General features: G+C 67.3%; 15 protein-coding genes and 1 pseudogene. 9 read left to right on the forward strand and 7 right to left on the reverse strand.

The window, feature by feature from the left end:
- Window positions 1–658: 658 nt before the first annotated feature.
- On the reverse strand, window positions 659–1,486 hold the full coding sequence (locus JOF56_RS55565) for an inositol monophosphatase family protein (RefSeq protein WP_245378809.1): 828 nt from the start codon (window positions 1,484–1,486) through the stop codon (window positions 659–661).
- A gap of 55 nt (window positions 1,487–1,541) precedes the next feature.
- Between JOF56_RS55565 and ppgK the strand changes: the two genes are divergently transcribed.
- From ppgK to JOF56_RS55595, 6 genes are all read left to right on the forward strand, one after another.
- The gene (gene ppgK / locus JOF56_RS55570; RefSeq protein WP_209647569.1) at window positions 1,542–2,303 is read left to right on the forward strand and encodes a polyphosphate--glucose phosphotransferase; all 762 of its coding nucleotides are present in this window, start codon (window positions 1,542–1,544) and stop codon (window positions 2,301–2,303) included.
- A gap of 175 nt (window positions 2,304–2,478) precedes the next feature.
- Window positions 2,479–3,864, forward strand: coding sequence for an RNA polymerase sigma factor (locus tag JOF56_RS55575; protein ID WP_209647570.1), 1,386 nt, complete (start codon window positions 2,479–2,481; stop codon window positions 3,862–3,864).
- 117 nt (window positions 3,865–3,981) lie between these two features.
- Entirely contained in the window at window positions 3,982–4,374 is a 393-nt protein-coding gene (locus tag JOF56_RS55580; RefSeq protein ID WP_209647571.1) for a DUF4260 family protein, read from the forward strand.
- Window positions 4,367–4,873 (forward strand): TetR/AcrR family transcriptional regulator, encoded by a 507-nt coding sequence (locus JOF56_RS55585; protein ID WP_307855729.1) that lies wholly within the window; start codon window positions 4,367–4,369, stop codon window positions 4,871–4,873. The genes JOF56_RS55580 and JOF56_RS55585 overlap by 8 nt, the downstream gene beginning before the upstream one ends.
- A 66-nt stretch (window positions 4,874–4,939) precedes the next feature.
- On the forward strand, window positions 4,940–5,311 hold the full coding sequence (locus tag JOF56_RS55590; RefSeq protein ID WP_307855730.1) for an FKBP-type peptidyl-prolyl cis-trans isomerase: 372 nt from the start codon (window positions 4,940–4,942) through the stop codon (window positions 5,309–5,311).
- Between the two features lie 465 nt (window positions 5,312–5,776).
- Entirely contained in the window at window positions 5,777–5,956 is a 180-nt protein-coding gene (locus JOF56_RS55595) for a DUF7455 domain-containing protein (protein WP_033391384.1), read from the forward strand.
- A gap of 65 nt (window positions 5,957–6,021) precedes the next feature.
- On the opposite strand, the gene JOF56_RS59310 is transcribed toward JOF56_RS55595, so the two are convergent.
- Window positions 6,022–6,159, reverse strand: coding sequence for a hypothetical protein (locus tag JOF56_RS59310; RefSeq protein WP_245381313.1), 138 nt, complete (start codon window positions 6,157–6,159; stop codon window positions 6,022–6,024).
- On the opposite strand from JOF56_RS59310, the pseudogene JOF56_RS55600 reads away from it, so the two are divergent.
- A pseudogene (locus JOF56_RS55600) lies at window positions 6,101–6,290 on the forward strand (CGNR zinc finger domain-containing protein); the annotation flags it as partial. The gene JOF56_RS59310 and the pseudogene JOF56_RS55600 sit on opposite strands and share 59 nt — an antisense overlap.
- Before the next feature lie 4 nt (window positions 6,291–6,294).
- Here the strand turns inward: JOF56_RS55600 and JOF56_RS55605 are convergent.
- The 5 genes from JOF56_RS55605 to JOF56_RS55625 all read right to left on the reverse strand — a co-directional run bounded on the left by JOF56_RS55605 (window position 6,295) and on the right by JOF56_RS55625 (window position 13,181).
- A complete protein-coding gene (locus JOF56_RS55605) occupies window positions 6,295–7,470 on the reverse strand; it encodes an ROK family transcriptional regulator (RefSeq protein ID WP_307855731.1) in 1,176 nt (391 codons plus the stop codon).
- Between the two features lie 8 nt (window positions 7,471–7,478).
- Window positions 7,479–8,927: a sugar ABC transporter permease gene (locus tag JOF56_RS55610; RefSeq protein WP_209647573.1), complete on the reverse strand. Its 1,449-nt coding sequence runs from the start codon at window positions 8,925–8,927 to the stop codon at window positions 7,479–7,481.
- Between the two features lie 56 nt (window positions 8,928–8,983).
- Window positions 8,984–9,757, reverse strand: coding sequence for an ATP-binding cassette domain-containing protein (locus JOF56_RS55615; RefSeq protein ID WP_209647574.1), 774 nt, complete (start codon window positions 9,755–9,757; stop codon window positions 8,984–8,986).
- A gap of 73 nt (window positions 9,758–9,830) precedes the next feature.
- Entirely contained in the window at window positions 9,831–10,955 is a 1,125-nt protein-coding gene (locus tag JOF56_RS55620) for a sugar ABC transporter substrate-binding protein (protein WP_209647575.1), read from the reverse strand.
- Between the two features lie 480 nt (window positions 10,956–11,435).
- Window positions 11,436–13,181, reverse strand: a complete 1,746-nt coding sequence (locus JOF56_RS55625; RefSeq protein ID WP_209647576.1) for a DEAD/DEAH box helicase — start codon at window positions 13,179–13,181, stop codon at window positions 11,436–11,438.
- Between the two features lie 167 nt (window positions 13,182–13,348).
- Here JOF56_RS55625 and JOF56_RS55630 point away from each other — a divergent pair, with 167 nt between their 5' ends.
- Window positions 13,349–14,425, forward strand: coding sequence for a YihY/virulence factor BrkB family protein (locus JOF56_RS55630; protein WP_209647577.1), 1,077 nt, complete (start codon window positions 13,349–13,351; stop codon window positions 14,423–14,425).
- A 189-nt stretch (window positions 14,426–14,614) separates the two neighbouring features.
- Entirely contained in the window at window positions 14,615–17,701 is a 3,087-nt protein-coding gene (locus JOF56_RS55635) for an efflux RND transporter permease subunit (protein ID WP_209647578.1), read from the forward strand.
- Window positions 17,702–17,707: the final 6 nt, after the last annotated feature.

The raw sequence follows: 17,707 nt of genomic DNA on the forward strand, positions 1-17,707 counted from the left end.
ACCTCAAATGGATGCCTCCGGCCCCCCGAAATCCAGCCTACGCGCAGCCACCGACAAAACCGCCCGCCGCAAGATCCACAACACCAGGTTGTCCACAGGCGGCGACTTGTCCACAGCCAACCCCGAAAACCCCTGCCGATCTTCCCCCACCGCTAGACTGGAGCAGGGACGCCCCCCGGGTTGGGTGGGGGCATTTTCTCTTGTAGGGGAAGGGTTTTCACCAAAATCGGGTTGAGTTGGATAAGGGCCGATATGGCGGGCCCGGCCAGCGCCCCGGTCACGAACCCAGCCCCGGTTACCGAGCCCCAGAAGGAGAAAAACGCGTCAGCGCAGCAGAGGTGTGTCCTGAGTGTCCTCACCCTCGGTCGGCCTGGGCGAAGCCTCACCACACGAGTCCAGGGCACCGCCAACAACGGCGACCAGCCCAAGCCCGGCGCGCCCCAACGAAACCCGACCCACACCCAAGTCGCCTCCCAGCGAAAAGCATCAACACGGGGAAGCGCCGGCGAACGAAAGCCAGCGGTGTCCTGGGCTCGTGTGGTCATCCTTGGGCAGGCCGACCGAGGGGGGAGGGCACGAACCGCTTGTCCTTCCTCATCTGAGGGAGGTTTGCCCGCCCGGCAGGGCATTCAAAAACAATCACAGCACCAACAAAACCTCAAACCTGATCCACATCGGTAATACCGGCCTCAAGAAGCGCAACACGCAGTTGCTTGGCGATCCCCGGCGCGGCCGCGAACATCGCAAACCCCAACTCACCACTACCGGGCAATTCCACCACCGCACCGGCTTCCTCAGCGATAAGCGAACCCGCAGCCCAGTCCCAACGCGCAAGGCTGTGCTCGACATAAGCGTCCACCCAGCCGGCCGCGACCATGCACAGATCCAGAGCCGCCGACCCGGTACGCCGGATATCCCGGACGTTGGGGAGCAACCGGCCGACCACTTCACCCTGCTTCACACGCCGTGAAGGCTGGTACGAAAAGCCGGTCGCCAACAGCGCCAGCTCCAACCGGTCTGCCGAACTCACCCGCAACGGCACTCCGTCCAAAGTAGCGCCGCCGCCACGGGCCGCGGACCAACGGCGCCCGCTGGCGGGTTCGACCACTGCTCCGGCCACTGTCACTCCGTCCAACTGGGCCGCAACTGACACGGAGTACCAAGGCAGGCCGTACATGTAGTTGACTGTCCCGTCGATCGGGTCGACGACCCAGCACACTCCGTCGGCTTCTGCCGCTGCTTCGCCGCCTTCTTCTTCGCCGAGGATGGCGTCGCTGGGGCGTAGGGCGGCCAGCTGGTCGCGGATCAGTCTCTCGGCCGCGCGGTCGCCCGCGGTCACCGGATCGGTCATGCTCGACTTCGTCGAGACATCCTGGACCGCTGTGCGACGGGTCGCCGCCACCAGGTCGGCTGCCTCCGCCGCGACTGTCACGGCTACCTCACGCAAAGTGTCCCGCAGATGGACCATGGGTACATCGGACCACATCGGTTAACCTCGCCCCATCACCAGGAACTGAATCGAGAAGGAAAGGACCACGGGGATGGCTGGCACCCGCGGCTTCGGGGTAGACATCGGCGGTTCCGGGATCAAGGGGTGCGTGGTCGACCTCGAGGCGGGCAGTCTGGTGGGTGAGCGGATCCGGACCCCCACTCCGCAGCCGTCCACGCCGGACGCGATCGCCGACGTGGTCGCCAAGACCGTGGAACAGTTCGACTGGCACGGCCCGGTCGGCATCACCCTGCCGACGGTCGTCAAGCACGGCGTCGCGCTCTCGGCCGCGAACATCGACAAGAAATGGATCGGCACCGACGCGCACGCGTTGTTCGCCGAACGTCTCGGCCGCAAAGCCGCCGAGATCGTCGTGCTCAACGACGCGGATGCGGCCGGCATGGCGGAAATCCGTTATGGATCGGATATCGACCGCTCCGGTGTGGTCGTCCTGCTGACTTTCGGGACCGGCATCGGCAGTGCCGTTTTCCTTGACGGTGAGCTTGTTCCCAACACCGAGCTGGGCCATCTGGAGGTCGACGGGCACGACGCGGAGACCCGCGCGGCCGCCTCGGTCAAGGAGGATCAGGACCTGTCCTGGGAGGAGTGGGCCAAGCGTGTGACCCGCTATCTTCGCAGGCTGGAGGACCTGATCTGGCCCGATCTGATCATCGCGGGCGGCGGGGTGAGCAAGAAGGCCGACAAGTGGCTGCCGTTGTTGGACGTGCGTACCAAAGTCGTCGCGGCCGAACTTCGTAACGATGCGGGCATTGTCGGTGCCGCAGTGGCCGCCGATATCGGGGTCCAGCACTGATTCAGGCATCATTCGGTGCCGTAGGAACGGCGTGAACGGCTTGTTGTGTCACCGCACTCGCCGGGCGTCGTTACAATGGAACAGTGCCTTCGGCGAAGCCCGGAGGCTCTCCCCGAACTCCCGGCAACTCGACCCCCGCCGTGTTGCCGTTGTCTACCGTTTCGAAAGGGCGTACGTGGCAGCCGCAGAGACCGCAACCCGACGCTCCCCGAGCACCGCGAGCGCGGCGAAGCCGACCAAGACCACTTCGGTCGCGGGCAAGACCGACGCCGAGGATCCCGCGACGGCGGGAAAGGCGAAGGCGTCACCGGCCCGCAAGCCGGCCGCAGCCAAGCCTCGCGCTGCCAAGAAGACCGCGGCCAAGGGGCCGGCCGGCGCGCCCAAGGCGGGCCCGGCCACCGCCAAGAAGCCCGGCGAGGGCGATCCCGACGAGCCCGGCGATCTTGAGGACGTCCAGCTCGAAGATCTTGAGGACCTTGAGGCCGACGACGCCGAACTGGTCGACGAGCCGGTGGTCGAGGAGCCCGAAGAGGAAGAGAAAGAGCTTCCCAAGGACGCCAAGGAGGGCAGCGGCGACTTCGTCTGGGACGAGGAGGAGTCCGAGGCCCTGCGCCAGGCCCGCAAGGACGCCGAGCTCACCGCCTCGGCCGACTCGGTGCGTGCCTACCTCAAGCAGATCGGCAAGGTCGCCCTGCTCAACGCCGAGGAGGAGGTCGAGCTCGCCAAGCGGATCGAAGCCGGCCTCTACGCGGCCGAGCGGGTGCGCAAGGCCGAGGAGGAGAGCGAGAAGCTCACCCCGCAGATGCGCCGCGACCTTCGCTGGATCGTCCGCGACGGCGAGCGCGCCAAGAACCACCTGCTCGAGGCGAACCTCCGGCTGGTGGTCTCGCTGGCCAAGCGCTACACCGGCCGCGGCATGGCGTTCCTGGACCTGATCCAGGAGGGCAACCTGGGCCTCATCCGCGCGGTCGAGAAGTTCGACTACACCAAGGGCTACAAGTTCTCCACGTACGCCACGTGGTGGATCCGCCAGGCCATCACCCGGGCCATGGCCGACCAGGCCCGCACCATCCGTATCCCGGTGCACATGGTCGAAGTGATCAACAAGCTCGGCCGCATCCAGCGCGAGCTGCTCCAGGACCTCGGCCGTGAGCCGACGCCGGAGGAGCTGGCCAAGGAAATGGACATCACCCCGGAGAAGGTGCTGGAGATCCAGCAGTACGCCCGGGAGCCGATCTCGCTCGACCAGACCATCGGCGACGAGGGTGACAGCCAGCTCGGTGACTTCATCGAGGACTCCGAGGCCGTGGTCGCGGTGGACGCGGTGTCGTTCACGCTGCTGCAGGACCAGCTGCAGTCCGTGCTCGCCACGCTGTCCGAGCGTGAGGCGGGCGTGGTCCGGCTGCGCTTCGGCCTCACCGACGGCCAGCCGCGCACGCTGGACGAGATCGGTCAGGTCTACGGCGTGACCCGCGAGCGGATCCGCCAGATCGAGTCCAAGACCATGTCGAAGCTGCGGCACCCGTCGCGCTCACAGGTGCTCCGCGACTACCTGGAGTGATCTCCGCTTGACCACGAAAGCCCCCAGCCGCGACTGGGGGCTTTCGTTTCGGCTTGACTGCTAACGTTGTTAGCCATACAGTTGGCTAACAACGTTAGCCTCTATCCGGGAGACCCCATGTCACTCGTTCTCGCGCCGGCCCGCCCGATCGCCCAACGAGTCGCCTGGGGCGTCCTCGCCGTGTTCCTGCTGGCGTTCCTCGTCTTCGAGGTGGTCAAGCACGGCGGCGCCACCTGGGCGACCGCGCTGCTTCTGCTGATCGCCCCGGATCTGACGATGTTCATCGGCGCAGGCGAAGGTGGCAACGGCAAGCTGTCGCCGAAAGCGGTGCCGTTCTACAACGCCATGCACCGGCCGTGGATCCCATTGACCCTGCTGGTCGGCTACAGCTTCTCGAACCTGGACTGGGTGCCGCTGTTCACCGCAGGCCTTGCATGGCTCCTGCACATCGCGTCGGACCGCGCGTTCGGCTATGGCCTGCGAGCAAGTGACGGCAGCCGTCGTGTCTGAACGAACCCAGCAGATCATCGAAGCGGCACGGACCCTGATCGAGGAAGGCGGCTCGCAGTCGCTGACCATGCGCGCCGTCGCCGACCGGCTGGGCATCCGGGCACCCTCGCTGTACAAGCACTTCCCCGACAAACTCGCGGTCGAGGCCGGGGTCATCGCCATCGCCATGGACGAAGTGGCAGTCGCACTGGCCACCGCCAGCTCACTGAGCGAACTCGCAACGGCCTACCGGGCCTACGCGATCGAGCACCCGCACATCTACCGGCTGATGAACTCCGGGCCGCTCCCCCGCCACCTGCTGCCCGCCGGAGTGGAGGACCGCGCCGCACTGCCCCTGGTCCGCGCCGCGGGCGGGGACGAGAACGTGGCCCGGGCGATCTGGGCGTTCGCGCACGGAATGGTCATCCTCGAACTGGACGGCAGATTCCCGCCCGGCGCCGATCTGGACGCCGCGTGGCGGACCGGGCTTGCCGCCTTCGGCGATCCTGTTCAGCACTGAGCTGGGCCGATGAGTACGTTGTATCGGTACTCAAGAAAGCCCTGATTTGTTTTTGGAGGACACGTCGTGGCGACGAAGCCCGAAATCGGCCCGATCACCAGCGCGCCGCCCGCCGACCTGGAGATCGAGGACATCACGGTCGGCGACGGCCCGGAAGCACAGGCCGGCCAGGTCGTGACCGTGCACTACGTGGGCGTGTCGCACTCGACCGGCAAGCAGTTCGACGCCTCCTGGGACCGTGGTGAGACCTTCCAGTTCCCGCTCGGCGGCGGCCGGGTCATCCAGGGCTGGGACCAGGGCGTGGCCGGCATGAAGGTCGGCGGCCGGCGCAAGCTGACCATCCCGCCGCACCTGGGCTACGGCGCCCGCGGTGCCGGCGCGGCGATCAAGCCGAACGAGACCTTGATCTTCGTGGTGGACCTGCTCGGCGTTAACTGAGCGTGTGCGCAGGCGGGCTTACGCTCCCGGATCGTGAGCCCGCCGCATAAATCCGGCTCCAAAAGCGACGTTCATCACACGCGCTGTGGCCCCGCCGTGCACGCCCACACACGCGTGCGCTTACGTGTGTGACGGGGTGTCATATCCTCTCCCGGTCAGTTGACGCTGAGCTGGGTGAAGACTGCTCCTTAGGTCGCCTTTAGCACGTGCGCGCAAGCTTTTACCACGCGACACGACACCGGCACCACAAGATCCTGAATAGCGGGACAGTCACTACGACAACCGGGCGAACCAATTGTTACGGCTGTCTCTCTCGGGCGCGGGAACACTGACGATCCCCGAAACGTCTGCAAGAGTAGAGGTTGCGAACATCGGGTATCCCACCGGCAACATGCCAGGGATGCCAAGTGGTCGCAGCCTGACGAGGGCACCGACCACGGTGCCGGGACGGAGGGAGCTTTAACCATGAACACCACACTCACCCGCCCCGAACTGACAGCCGCCGATCGCTGCGACCGCTGCGGGGCTGCCGCGCAGGTTCGAGCGATCCTGCCCTCAGGAGGAGAACTGCTGTTCTGCGGTCACCACGCGCGTGAGCACGAGGCACGCCTGAAGGAGTTGGAGGCAGAGCTGCAGAAGGGCTGAGATCACTACGCAGCCACTGACGTAGTAAGGGGCGGGACTCAGAGTTCCGCCCCTTCTGCTTGTCCTCAGCCCAGTTCGAGGCGGTCCACCAGGCCGGCAGCGGTGAAGGCCGCCACCAGTTCGTCACGTCCCTCGGTGAAGTGGGCCCAGCTCGCGGCCAACACGGCCGACTTGCTCACCAGCCCCGACGCCGAGCGCCTCATCGCGTGCGATTCCGCACCCTGCAGCCGGTACCTGCTACGGAACGGCCGCCGTCACTGGTGCTCCACTCGTTGCGGCGACCGCGCGCGCCGCCCGCGCCTACGCCCGGCGCACTCAGCCGAAAGTGGACTGACGGGTCACATGGTGCCCAGGACCGGTTCGAAGGCCAGTTCGGCGGCACCGATCAGTTTGGCGTCGCCACCGAGCACCGAGGGCACGATCCGGGTTCCGCCGACGGCACGGCTGACCAGGCTCCGGGTCCGGACCTCCCGGCCCACGTCCGCGATCAGCGCGGCGGGCAGTGAGGTGAACAGGTCGCCCAGCACCACCAGTTCCGGTCCCAGCAGGTTGACGATGTTGACCAGGCCGAGCGCCAGCCAGTCGACGAACTCCGCCAGCTGTTCGCGGGCCAGCGAGGAATGGGCTGAGAGCTCCTTGAGAGCCGCCACGATGGCTCCCCGGGGCGACCCCTCGGGCAGTTCCAGCGCCCGGCACAGCGCGGCCTCACCGATCTCGGTCTCCCAGCAGCCGTGGCTGCCGCAGTAGCAGGGCCGGCCACCGGGCTTGACCACCATGTGGCCGATCTCGCCGAAGTATCCGCTGGTTCCTCGCAAGGGCGCCCCAGCGGAGATCACGCCGCCGCCCACACCGACATCAGCCGACACGTAGACCGCGTCGGACGCCCCACGAGCGGCTCCGCGAACGTGCTCGGCCAAAGCGCCGAGCTCGGCGTCGTTGCCCAGCCGCACAGGCATCCCGAGCCCTGTGGAAAGCCACTCACCTAACGGGACATCAGTCCAGTGCAGGTTCGGCGCCTCGTGCACGAGGCCGTCGGAGCCGCGCACCACACCCGGTACGGACACACCGACGGCAGCCGTCTGCACGGACAGTTCGCCGGCGAGCCAGCGGGTGGATTCGACGATGTGCGTGACGATCTCATCGGGCTGGCTGGCACGGCCGTACAGGTTCCAGCTGTTACGGCCGAGGATCTGGCCACCGAGTCCGACCAGTGCGATCGCGACGCCCTCCACGCGGATGTCGATCGCGAGGACCACCGCTGCGGTGGCCTGTGGCAGGACGAGCAAGGAAGGACGGCCGGCGCCGCTGCGTTGCAGCGGCACCCGTTCCTCCACGACACCGGCTTCGGCCAGGCCGTCGACCAGCGCCTTGATTGTGCTGCGGTTGAGCCCCAGCTCCGTGGTCAACGCCGCGCGGGTGCACGGTCCGTCGATGTGCAGACGCCGCAAGAGTGCGGTTCGGTTGTGCCTGCGTACCTCGTCGGGCCGGGCTCCCGCGATCGGCGAAGTAGTCACGACGGCGATCAGGACGTGGCGACCGCCGCACGGCGGCGCGACAGCGCGTCGACCGTAGCCGCGACAAGAAGCACGATGCCAGTGATGATGTTGATCTCCGCCGCGCCGTAGTTGAGCAGGCCGAGCCCGTTCTGCACGACCGCGATCACGGTACCGCCGATGACCGCGTCGGTGATCTTGCCCTTGCCACCGAACAGCGAGGTGCCACCGATGACCGCGGCACCGACCGCGAACAGCAGCGTGTTCAGCGCACCGGCCTGCGGGTCGACCGAACCGACCTTGGACGAGTACACGATCGCGCCGATGGCGGCCAGCGAGGAGCAGACCACGAACACGCTTGCCCGGATCTTCGGCACGTTGATACCGGCACGACGGGCGGCTTCGGCGTTGCCGCCGACCGCGTAGATGTGCCGGCCGTAGCGCGTGCGGTTGAGGACGTACAGGCCGATGACCATCAGGCCGAGCACGATCGGCACCACGAACGGCACACCCTCGATCACGATCGCGCTCTGCGACCGGTTGATCGTGAAGACGTACGTGCCGACCACGGCGAGCATCGTCACAGCGGCGACCTTGGCCAGCGCGATCGGCGTCGGCTGGGTCACCAGGCCGCCGTTGAGGCGCTTGAAGTGCCGGCCCAGCGTCACCGCCGCGTATCCACCGGCCACGATCACGCAGAAGATCCAGCTGCCGCCGATGGTCAGGTTGCCGTTGGCGACGTCGTTGAGCGTCGGGGACTCCGAGCTGATCGGCAGCGTGCCGCCCTGGCCGATGAGCTTGAGGATCACGCCCTGCCAGGTGATGAACAGCGCCAGGGTCACCACGAACGACGGCATGCCGATCCGGGCGACCAGGAAGCCGGTGATGGCACCGATCGCCGCGCCGACGCACAGCGCCAGCAGCATCTCCAGCCACGCGTTCGCGGCGGCACCGGACAGCGTGATGATCAGTGCGACCGCGGAGAGCGCGGCGCCTGCCCAGATGCGCATCAGCACCGACAGCCCGATGGCAACCACCAGCAGCGCGCAGAAGACGTAGAACACCGTGGTGCCCATACCGCCGAGCAGGTTGCCGTTGCGGACCACGTGCAATGCCATGATCGCGGCGCACACACCGGACGCGGTGCCCGCGGAGAGGTCGATCTCGCCGAGCAGCAGCACGAACACCAGGCCCATCGCGATGATGATGGTGCTGGCGCCCTGCTGGAACAGGTTCGCGATGTTGGTCAGCGACAGGAAGAATTCCGACTGCGTGGCGAAGTAGATCACCAGCACGATCAGGCCGGCCAGGGCGGGCAGTGAGCCCAGCTCGCCGCCGCGCACCCTGGCGAAGTAGTCGCCGAGCGCCTCACTGGTCGTCTTCGACGTGGTGTCGATCCCGAAGTCGGAGATCGCACCCGCGCGCTTGGCCTCCTCCGGCGCGCTGTGCGTCCCGGTGGCGGAAGGCTTTTCAGTCATTCGAGGGTCCAGTCCAAGTCCGTAATGTCAGGTAGCCGGATGGCACGTCGGCCGGGTCAGATGGTCACCGCGTCGGGCCGGGCCAGGCCCAGCTCGCCGGACCGCCCGGCGGTGATCAGCTCGACCACCTGGGTGTTGGTCACTTCCTTGGTCGGCACCTGGGCCACCATGCGCCCCAGGTAGAGCGTCGCGATCCGGTCGGCGACCTCGAAGACGTCGGCCATGTTGTGGCTGATGAGCACCACACCCAGGCCCTGCTCGGCCAGCCTGCGCACCAGGTCGAGGACTTGGCGGGTCTGCGCGACACCGAGCGCCGCGGTCGGCTCGTCGAGCAGCACGACCTTGCTGTTCCACAGCACGGCCTTGGCGATCGCCACGGTCTGCCGCTGGCCACCGGACAGCGAGGCGACCGAGGTACGGACCGACTTGACGGTGCGCACGGACAGCGACGCCAGGGTCTCGCGGGCCGCCTTCTCCATCGCGGCCTCGTCGAGCATCCACTGTGAGCCGCGTTCCCGGCCGAGGAACATGTTCTGCACGATGTCGAGGTTGTCGGCCAGGGCGAGGTCCTGGTAGACGACCTCGATGCCGAGCTGCGCCGCGTCCTTCGGACCGCGGATGTGCACCTCGTTGCCCTGGAATACGACGGTTCCCGAGTCGTGACCGTAGATCCCGGCGACGCATTTGACCAAAGTGGACTTGCCGGCGCCGTTGTCACCGACCAGTGCGGTGACCTCGCCCGCGCGCACAGTGAAGTCCACGTCGTGCAGGACGTGGACCGGGCCGAAGCTCTTGTTGAGACCCTTGATCTCGAGGATCGGATCACTCATTTGTGTGTTCTCCGTGAGGGAACCGGGGGCGGGTGCCAGTCGGGGGCAGGCACCCGCCCCGGAGTGTGCGGAACTAGGAGATGCCCTTGGCCTGGCACAGCGGCGCGACATCACCGGTGCAGACCTCGGCGGCCTTGACGTAACCCTGGTCGATCACGAGCTTGACGTTGTCGGCGGTGATCGTCTGCGGCTGCAGCAGCACCGACTTGACCTTGCGGTTGCCGGTCGGGTCGTTCTCCGTCTGGGTGGCGATCGCGTCGGCGGCGGCCGTGTCGTTCTTGGCCAGCGCGGCGGCCAGCTTGGCGGTCGCCTCGGCCTCCTGCTTGATCGGCTTGAAGACGGTCATGTACTGGTCGCCGCGCAGCACGGCCTGCAGACCGGCCGGGGTGGCGTCCTGGCCGGTGACCGGGACCTTCAGGCCGACCTTCTTGAGCACCGTGATGACCGCGCCGGCGAGACCGTCGTTGGCGGCCACGACGCCGTCGACCTTGCCGCCGTTCTGGGTCAGGATCTGCTCGAAGGTCTGGCCGCCCTTCTGGTTGTCCCAGTTGTCGATCGGCTGGGACTTGACCAGCTTGAGCGTGCCGTTCTCGTACAGCGGCTTGAGCACCTTCTGCTGACCGGCGTGGAACAGGGTGGCGTTGTTGTCGGTCGGCGCACCCTCGATCTCGATCACCTGGGCGCCCTGCTTGCCCTTCAGCGCGTCGGCCATGCCCTGGCCCTGCAGCTCGCCGACCTTCGTGTTGTCGAACGAGACGTAGTACTTCGAGCTGCCGCCCAGGTTGAGGCGGTCGTAGTCGATGACCGGGATACCGGCGTTGCCGGCCTTGGTCGCGACGGTCTTGCCGAGATCGCTGTTGATCGAGGCGATGACCAGGACCTTGACGCCCTGGGTGATCATGCCGTCGGCCAGGCGGGTGAACGTGGCGGTGTCACCCTGCGCGTTCTGCACGTCGGCGTCCAGGCCCTGGGCCTTCATGGCCTCGATCAGCATCGGCTTGTCGAAGCCCTCCCACCGGGCGGACGAGGCGGTCTCCGGGAGGATCACACCTACTTTGACGCCACCGGTGCTGGGGGCAGCGGGGCCCGAGGAGGTGCCACCGCCACCGGGCGCCGGTGCCTGGTTGGCCCCGCAAGCCGAGAGCACGAGGGCGACACCCGCACCCACGGCGGCGAGGGCAAGGGTCTTGCTACGCATTCGTCGTCCTTCCAGTGGGACTCGAAAATGTTGTGCGCCACAACATATGCCTGCCACCCCAGTGACCGGAAGCACACTGATTCGATTCAGATGCTTTTGCGGGATACGAACTGGCAACGACGATGTAACCGAAGGGCTTCAGCCCCTTGAACAGTGACGACGCGGTCACCAGGGGTAAGTGGCCGATTCCATGAATACCGACATTTCGGTCAATCGATGTCCCACAGAGGTCACGAATTTGTTGCGGGCACCCCCGTGTGGCGTTCCGGGCCGGACTTTTCGCTGGATCCCGGCGGCTTCGAGCGCGGCCCCACAACGAATCCGCGCCGCACCCCCTCGTCGCGCAACATGCCTGGATGTGCCCCAAAGTGGCGTTGGGAGCATCCAGTGCTCCCAACGCCACTTTGGGGGCACATCCGAGCGTGTGCGAGTTGCTTGTTAACTCGGCGGGGGTTTGTTGTGTCAGGTCACAACAAACGGCTACCAGGAGCGGAGGGTGGCGATTCGTTCCTCGAGCTGCTCGACCGAGGCCATGGCCGTGGGCGGGCCGCCGCACTGCCTGCGCAGGTCGCCGTGGATGACGCCGTGGGGCTTGCCGGTGCGGTGGTGGAACATCGCGACCAGCGTGTTCAGCTCCTTGCGCAGGCCGCCGAGACGTTCCTGGACCGACTGCGGGCGGTGCTCGACCGGCTGCGGGTCGGCCTTCTCGGCACGTTTACGGCTGCGGGAGGCCAGCTGGGCCTCCTGGCGCTGCTGCAACAAAGTCCGGACCTGCTCGGGCTCCAGCAGGCCGGGCAGGCCGAGGTACTCCTGCTCCTCCTCGGACCCGACCGCGGTGGCGGTGCCGAACGACGAGCCCTCGTAGATCACCTGGTCCAGCTCGGCCGACGCGCCCAGGGACGTGAACGGCTTCTCGTCCTCGCCGGGTTCGTCCTCGGTCCGGTTGGCCGCCGCGAGCAGCTCGTCGTCCCAGCCGTCCTTCTCCCGGTGCGGCTTGCCCAGCACGTGGTCGCGCTGCGCCTCCATCTGGCTCGCGAGGTCCAGCAGGACCGGCACGCTCGGCAGAAAGACGCTCGCGGTCTCCCCGGGACGCCGGGCGCGCACGAACCGGCCGATGGCCTGGGCGAAGTACAGCGGGGTCGACGCGCTGGTGGCATACACGCCGACGGCCAGCCGCGGCACGTCCACGCCTTCGGACACCATCCGGACCGCGACCAGCCACCGGTCGTCGGACTCGGAGAACTTGGTGATGTTGCCCGTGGCTTTCGGGTCGTCGGAGAGCACCACGGTGGGTTCCTCGCCGGTGACCTTGTGCAGGATCTTGGCGTACTCACGGGCACTGGTCTGGTCGGACGCGATCACAAGGCCACCGGCGTCCGGCACACCACCGGCGCGCAGCTGCCGCAACCGGATGTCGGCCGCGCCGAGCACAGACGGCATCCACTCGCCGGACGGGTCCAGCGCGGTCCGCCAGGCGCGGGCGGTCTGCTCCTGGGTGAGCGGCTCGCCCAGCCGCGCGGTGAACTCCTCCCCCGCGTTCGTACGCCAGGACGCCTCACCGGAGTAGGCCATGAAGATCACGGGCCGGACGACGCCGTCACGCAACGCGTCCGCGTAGCCGTACGTGTGGTCGGCGACGCTGCGCAGCGCGCCACCGCCGTCAGGCTCGTAGTTGACGAACGGGATCGGCGAGTCGTCGCTACGGAACGGTGTCCCCGTCAGCGCGATCCGGCGCACGGCCGGTGCGAACGCCTCACGGATCGCGTCACCCCACGACTTGGCGTCACCACCGTGGTGGATCTCGTCGAGGATCACCAGCGTCTTGCGGTTCTCCGTGCGCACGCGGTGCAGCGTCGGGTGCGCGGCCACCTGCGCGTACGTCACGGCCACGCCGCGGTAGTCGCGGGAGGTCGCACCCGTCGTGTTGCGGAAGTTGGAGTCGATCGGGATGCCGAAGTTGTTGGCCGAGCCCGCCCACTGGTGTTTGAGGTGCTCGGTCGGAGTCACGATGGTGACCGACTCGACCGTGCGGTCGGCGAGCAGTTCCGCGGCCAGCCTCAGGCCGAACACTGTTTTGCCCGCGCCGGGCGTGGCCACCGCCAGGAAGTCCTTGGGCGAGGACGCCAGGTACTTGGTGATGGCGCGCCGCTGCCACGCACGCAGCGGACGCTGGGCAGGCGGCGGGGAGGCAGGTTGAGCCGGGGGCGCGTAGTCCGGGGCTACCACGAAACTCTTCGGCTCCTTTCGCACACGAATGCCCTCAGGGCGTGTCCCGCTGGACTCGTTGAGGGCATCCGCAGCCTACCTTCCGGGCTGCCGGGCCGCCGCACAGTCACCTCGGCTGGCGGGTCGAGTCGGCCAAATCACTTTCGATAGACCATGCTTGACGCGTTATGAGCGACCAGCATCCGCCACCCGAGAAGGCCACAGCCGGCGCCCCCGCGCGCCGCGGGCCAGGTGGACTGGTCAAGCGCACCCTCAAACGCGCGTGGGACGGCAGCATCTTCTCAGAGGCGGCCGAAGCGGCCTTCTGGCAGACGCTCTCGCTGCCGCCGCTGCTGCTGGGCCTGCTGGGCAGCCTCGGCTACATCTCCGGCTGGTTCGGCCAGCACCTGCTCGACGAGGTCCAGGCCAGGATTCTCGGGTTCTCCCACACGATCTTCAGCGACAACGTCGTCCGCGACATCGTGACCCCCACCGTCGACGACATCCTGCGGACCGGGCGTGGCGAGGTCGTCTCGATCGGTTTCCTGCTCTCGCTGTGGGCCGGTTCCTCGGCGATGTCGTCGTTCGTCGACGCGATCACCTCCGCGCACGACCAGTACAGCGTGCGCAACCCGGTGTGGCAGCGGATCTTCGCGCTGCTGCTGTACATCGTCAGCCTGGTGGGGCTGATCGTCGGGCTGCCGCTGCTGGCGCTCGGCCCGGACATCCTGCCGAACTTCTTCCCGTCGTCCTGGCGCGCGCAGGTCGAGTTCTACGTCGACCTGTTGTACTACCCCACTTTGGGCATTATCGCGCTACTGGCCGTAACGACGTTGTACAAGCTCGCGTTGCCCCGCAAACTGCCGTGGCACCGCGGAGTGCCAGGCGCCGTGCTCGCTGTCGCGGTCTTCATGCTCTCCAGCAGCCTGCTTCGGCTATACATCGGCTGGGTCACCACCACCGGGTACACCTACGGCGCGCTCGCCACGCCGATCGCCTTGCTGCTGTTCACTTTCTTCATCGGGTTCGCGATCGTCCTCGGCGCTCACTTCAACGCCGCGATCCAGGAGATGTGGCCCGCCAAGATGACCCGCAGGCAACGGCGGCGCTGGCGGCGGCTGGAGATGGAGCGGGTCGCCGAGCACATCCGCGCCGATCAGGACAAAGATCACGACAAAGATCAGGACAAACCCGCCCGCGACAAACCCGCCCACGGCGAATCCGTCCAGGAAACCGGACCGGACGTGCCTTCTCACCCTGTGTGACCACCCGTACTCATACCTTGGTACGACCGAAGTCAACCCGCAGGTGCATGCTCGCCGAGCGTTGATATGTCAGGCTGACATTGTCGCCCCAGGGGCACCGGGCGGCGTCTTTTGCGAAGCCCGCGCCGGTGTGGGAGGGCAACCCGCACGCGGCGCGGGCTTCGTCCATTCTCTCAGGGGGAGCCAAACGTGTGGTTTCTGGCGCGCTTAAGCCTGGCCAACCGCAGCCTGATCGGTCTGATCTCGCTGGCCATCCTGGGGTTCGGCATATTCGCCGTGCCCTCGTTGAAACAGCAACTGCTGCCATCGATCCAGCCACCGACAGCGGTGATCATCGCGCCGTATCCGGGCGCGTCGCCGGAAGTGGTCGACGCACAGGTCACTGAGCCGATCGAGAAGACCCTGCAAGGCGTGCAGGGACTTGAGCAGATCAGCTCCGACTCCGCCGAGGGCATCGCGTCGATCCGGACCCAGTTCCGGTTCGGCACGGACATGGACCGTGCGGTGGACAAGATGCAGCAGGCGGTCAACCAGCTCGGCACCCAGTTGCCGCAGTCGGTTCGGCCGACTGTCCGAACGGGCAGCACCGACGACTTCCCAGCGGTACTGCTCGCCGCCGGGACGAGCGGCGACCAGCAGCAACTCGCCGACAAGCTGGCCGCCGACGTCGTGCCGGAGCTCAGGTCGATCACCGGTGTGCGCGATGTCCGGATCACCGGCGCGGGCAAGCAAACCGTCACGGTCACGCTGAACTATCCCCAGCTCGCCGCCGCCGGTGTTCCGCCCACCGCGGTGATCAGCGCGTTGCAGGCAGCGGGCAAGACCGTTCCGGCCGGGTCGCTGACCGAGGCCAACCGCACGTTGACCGTGCAGGTCGGCGGCCAGCTCGAATCGGTCGACGCGCTGCGCGACACGTACCTGTCGGGTAGCGGCAAACCGGTGCGGCTGGGCGATGTCGCGAAGATCGACCCGCAGCCGGCGAGTGCCACCTCGATCACCCGGACCAACGGCAAGCCGAGTCTGGGCATCGCGGTGATGATGGCCGGTGACGGCAACGCGGTCAGCATTTCCCATGCGGTGCGGGACAAACTCGGCGACCTCGGCCGCCGGGCCGGTGCCGAGCTGACGGTGATCCTCGACCAGGGCCCGTTCATCGAGGACGCGATCAGCGGCCTGACCTCCGAAGGACTGCTCGGCCTGCTGTTCGCGGTCGTGGTGATCCTGCTGTTCCTGCTCTCTGTGCGGTCCACTCTGGTCACCGCGGTGTCCATTCCGTTGTCGGTGCTCGTCGCGCTGCTGGCGTTGTGGAGCGGCGACCTGTCGCTGAACCTGCTCACCCTGGGCGCGTTGACGATCGCCGTCGGCCGGGTGGTGGACGACTCGATTGTGGTGCTGGAGAACATAAAACGGCACCTGGCCTACGGCGAGGGCAAACAACGCGCGGTGCTGGACGGCGTTCGCGAGGTGGCCGGCGCGGTCACGGCGTCGACGCTGACCACAGTCGCGGTGTTCCTGCCGATCGCGTTCGTCGGCGGCCTGGTGGGCGAGTTGTTCTCGCCGTTCGCCATCACGATCACGGTGGCGTTGCTGGCTTCTTTGCTTGTGTCGCTGACGATCGTTCCGGTGCTGGCGTACTGGTTCCTCAAGCCACCCAAGCAAGGCGAGGACGTCGACGCGATCCGCGAGGCGGCCGAGCAGAAGGAACGCCGCAGTGTGCTGCAGCGCGCGTACGTTCCGGTGATCCGGTTCGCCACCACCCGCAGGCTGACGACTTTGCTTGTGGCGCTGGCAATCCTGGGCGGCACGTTAGCACTGTTGTCCAGGTTGGACACGAACTTCATCGACGACTCGGGCGGCAACACCGTTGCCATCACCCAGAAACTCACGCCGGGCAGCAGCCTGCAGTCACGTGACGAGGCCGCCAAGAAGGTGGAAGGCATCCTGGCCGCTACCGGCGAAGCCGAGTCCTACCAGGTCACCATCGGCTCGGAAGCCGACTTCAGCGGCCGGGTCTCAGCCCAGAACACCTTCCAGGTGACCATGCGCAAGGGCACGGACATCAAGGCGGTGCAGGACAGGCTGCGCACGCAGATCACCGCGCAGCAAGGCGTCGGCGAGGTGAAGTTCGGTGCGGAGGCAAGCGGGTTCGGCAGCTCCAACGTCAGCGTGATCGTCAAGGCGCCCAACCAGGACGCGCTGAAGGCAGCCACGGATCAGGTGCGGGACAAGGTCGCCGGCGTCGGCGGGCTCACCGAGGTCACCAGCGACCTTGCCGTCAGCGCACCCCGCGTCCAGATCGACGTCAACGAGCAGGCCGCCGCAGCGGCGGGCCTGACCGCGGAGACCGTCAGCCAGTTGGCAGGCCAGGCGATCGCCGGCTTCCCGGTGGGCGAGGTGTCCATCGCCGGCAAACGCCAGGAGATCGTGCTGCGCACCGGCACACCGCCCCGCGACATCGCCGCCATCCGGGCGTTGCCGCTGGTCACCCCGGCCGGAGTGATCCCGCTGGAGCGGATCGCGGACATCCGGACAGTGGACGGGTCAGTGCTGGTCACCCGGATCGACTCGGATCGCAGTGCGACCGTGACGGCCAAACCCGTCGGCAAGGACCTGGGCGCGGTCAACCAGGAACTGGACACCGCGCTGGGGAGCCTGACGCTGACAGGCGGGGCCACGTACACGATCGGTGGCGTGAGCGCCGAGCAGCAGGAGGCGTTCGGGGACCTGGGCCTGGCGCTGCTGGCCGCGATCGTGATCGTGTTCTCGATCATGGTGGCCACGTTCCGCAGCTTCGTGCAGCCGCTGATCCTGCTGGTGTCCATCCCGTTCGCGGCCACCGGCGCGTTCGGCCTGCTGCTGATCACCGGCACCCCGCTGGGCCTGCCGGCGATGATCGGCCTGCTGATGCTGGTCGGCATCGTGGTGACCAACGCGATCGTGCTGATCGACCTGGTCAACCAGTACCGCAAGCAGGGCATGAGCGTGCAGGACGCGGTGGTCGAGGGCGGCAGGCGCAGGCTGCGGCCGATCCTGATGACCGCGTCGGCGACCATCTTCGCGCTGGCGCCGATGGCATTGGGCGTGACAGGCGAGGGCGCGTTCATCGGCAAGCCGCTCGCGCTGGTCGTGATCGGTGGCCTGGTCAGCTCCACGTTGCTGACACTGGTGCTGGTCCCGACCCTCTACACGATGGTGGAAGGGGTCAAGGAGCGCACCCGTGCCCGCCGGGCAGCCCGTCGTGCGCCGGCTCCCGAACTGGTACCGGCCGGCGTCTGAGGTCTT

The sequence above is a fragment of the Kibdelosporangium banguiense genome (assembly GCF_017876405.1).
Lineage (GTDB): Bacteria > Actinomycetota > Actinomycetes > Mycobacteriales > Pseudonocardiaceae > Kibdelosporangium > Kibdelosporangium banguiense.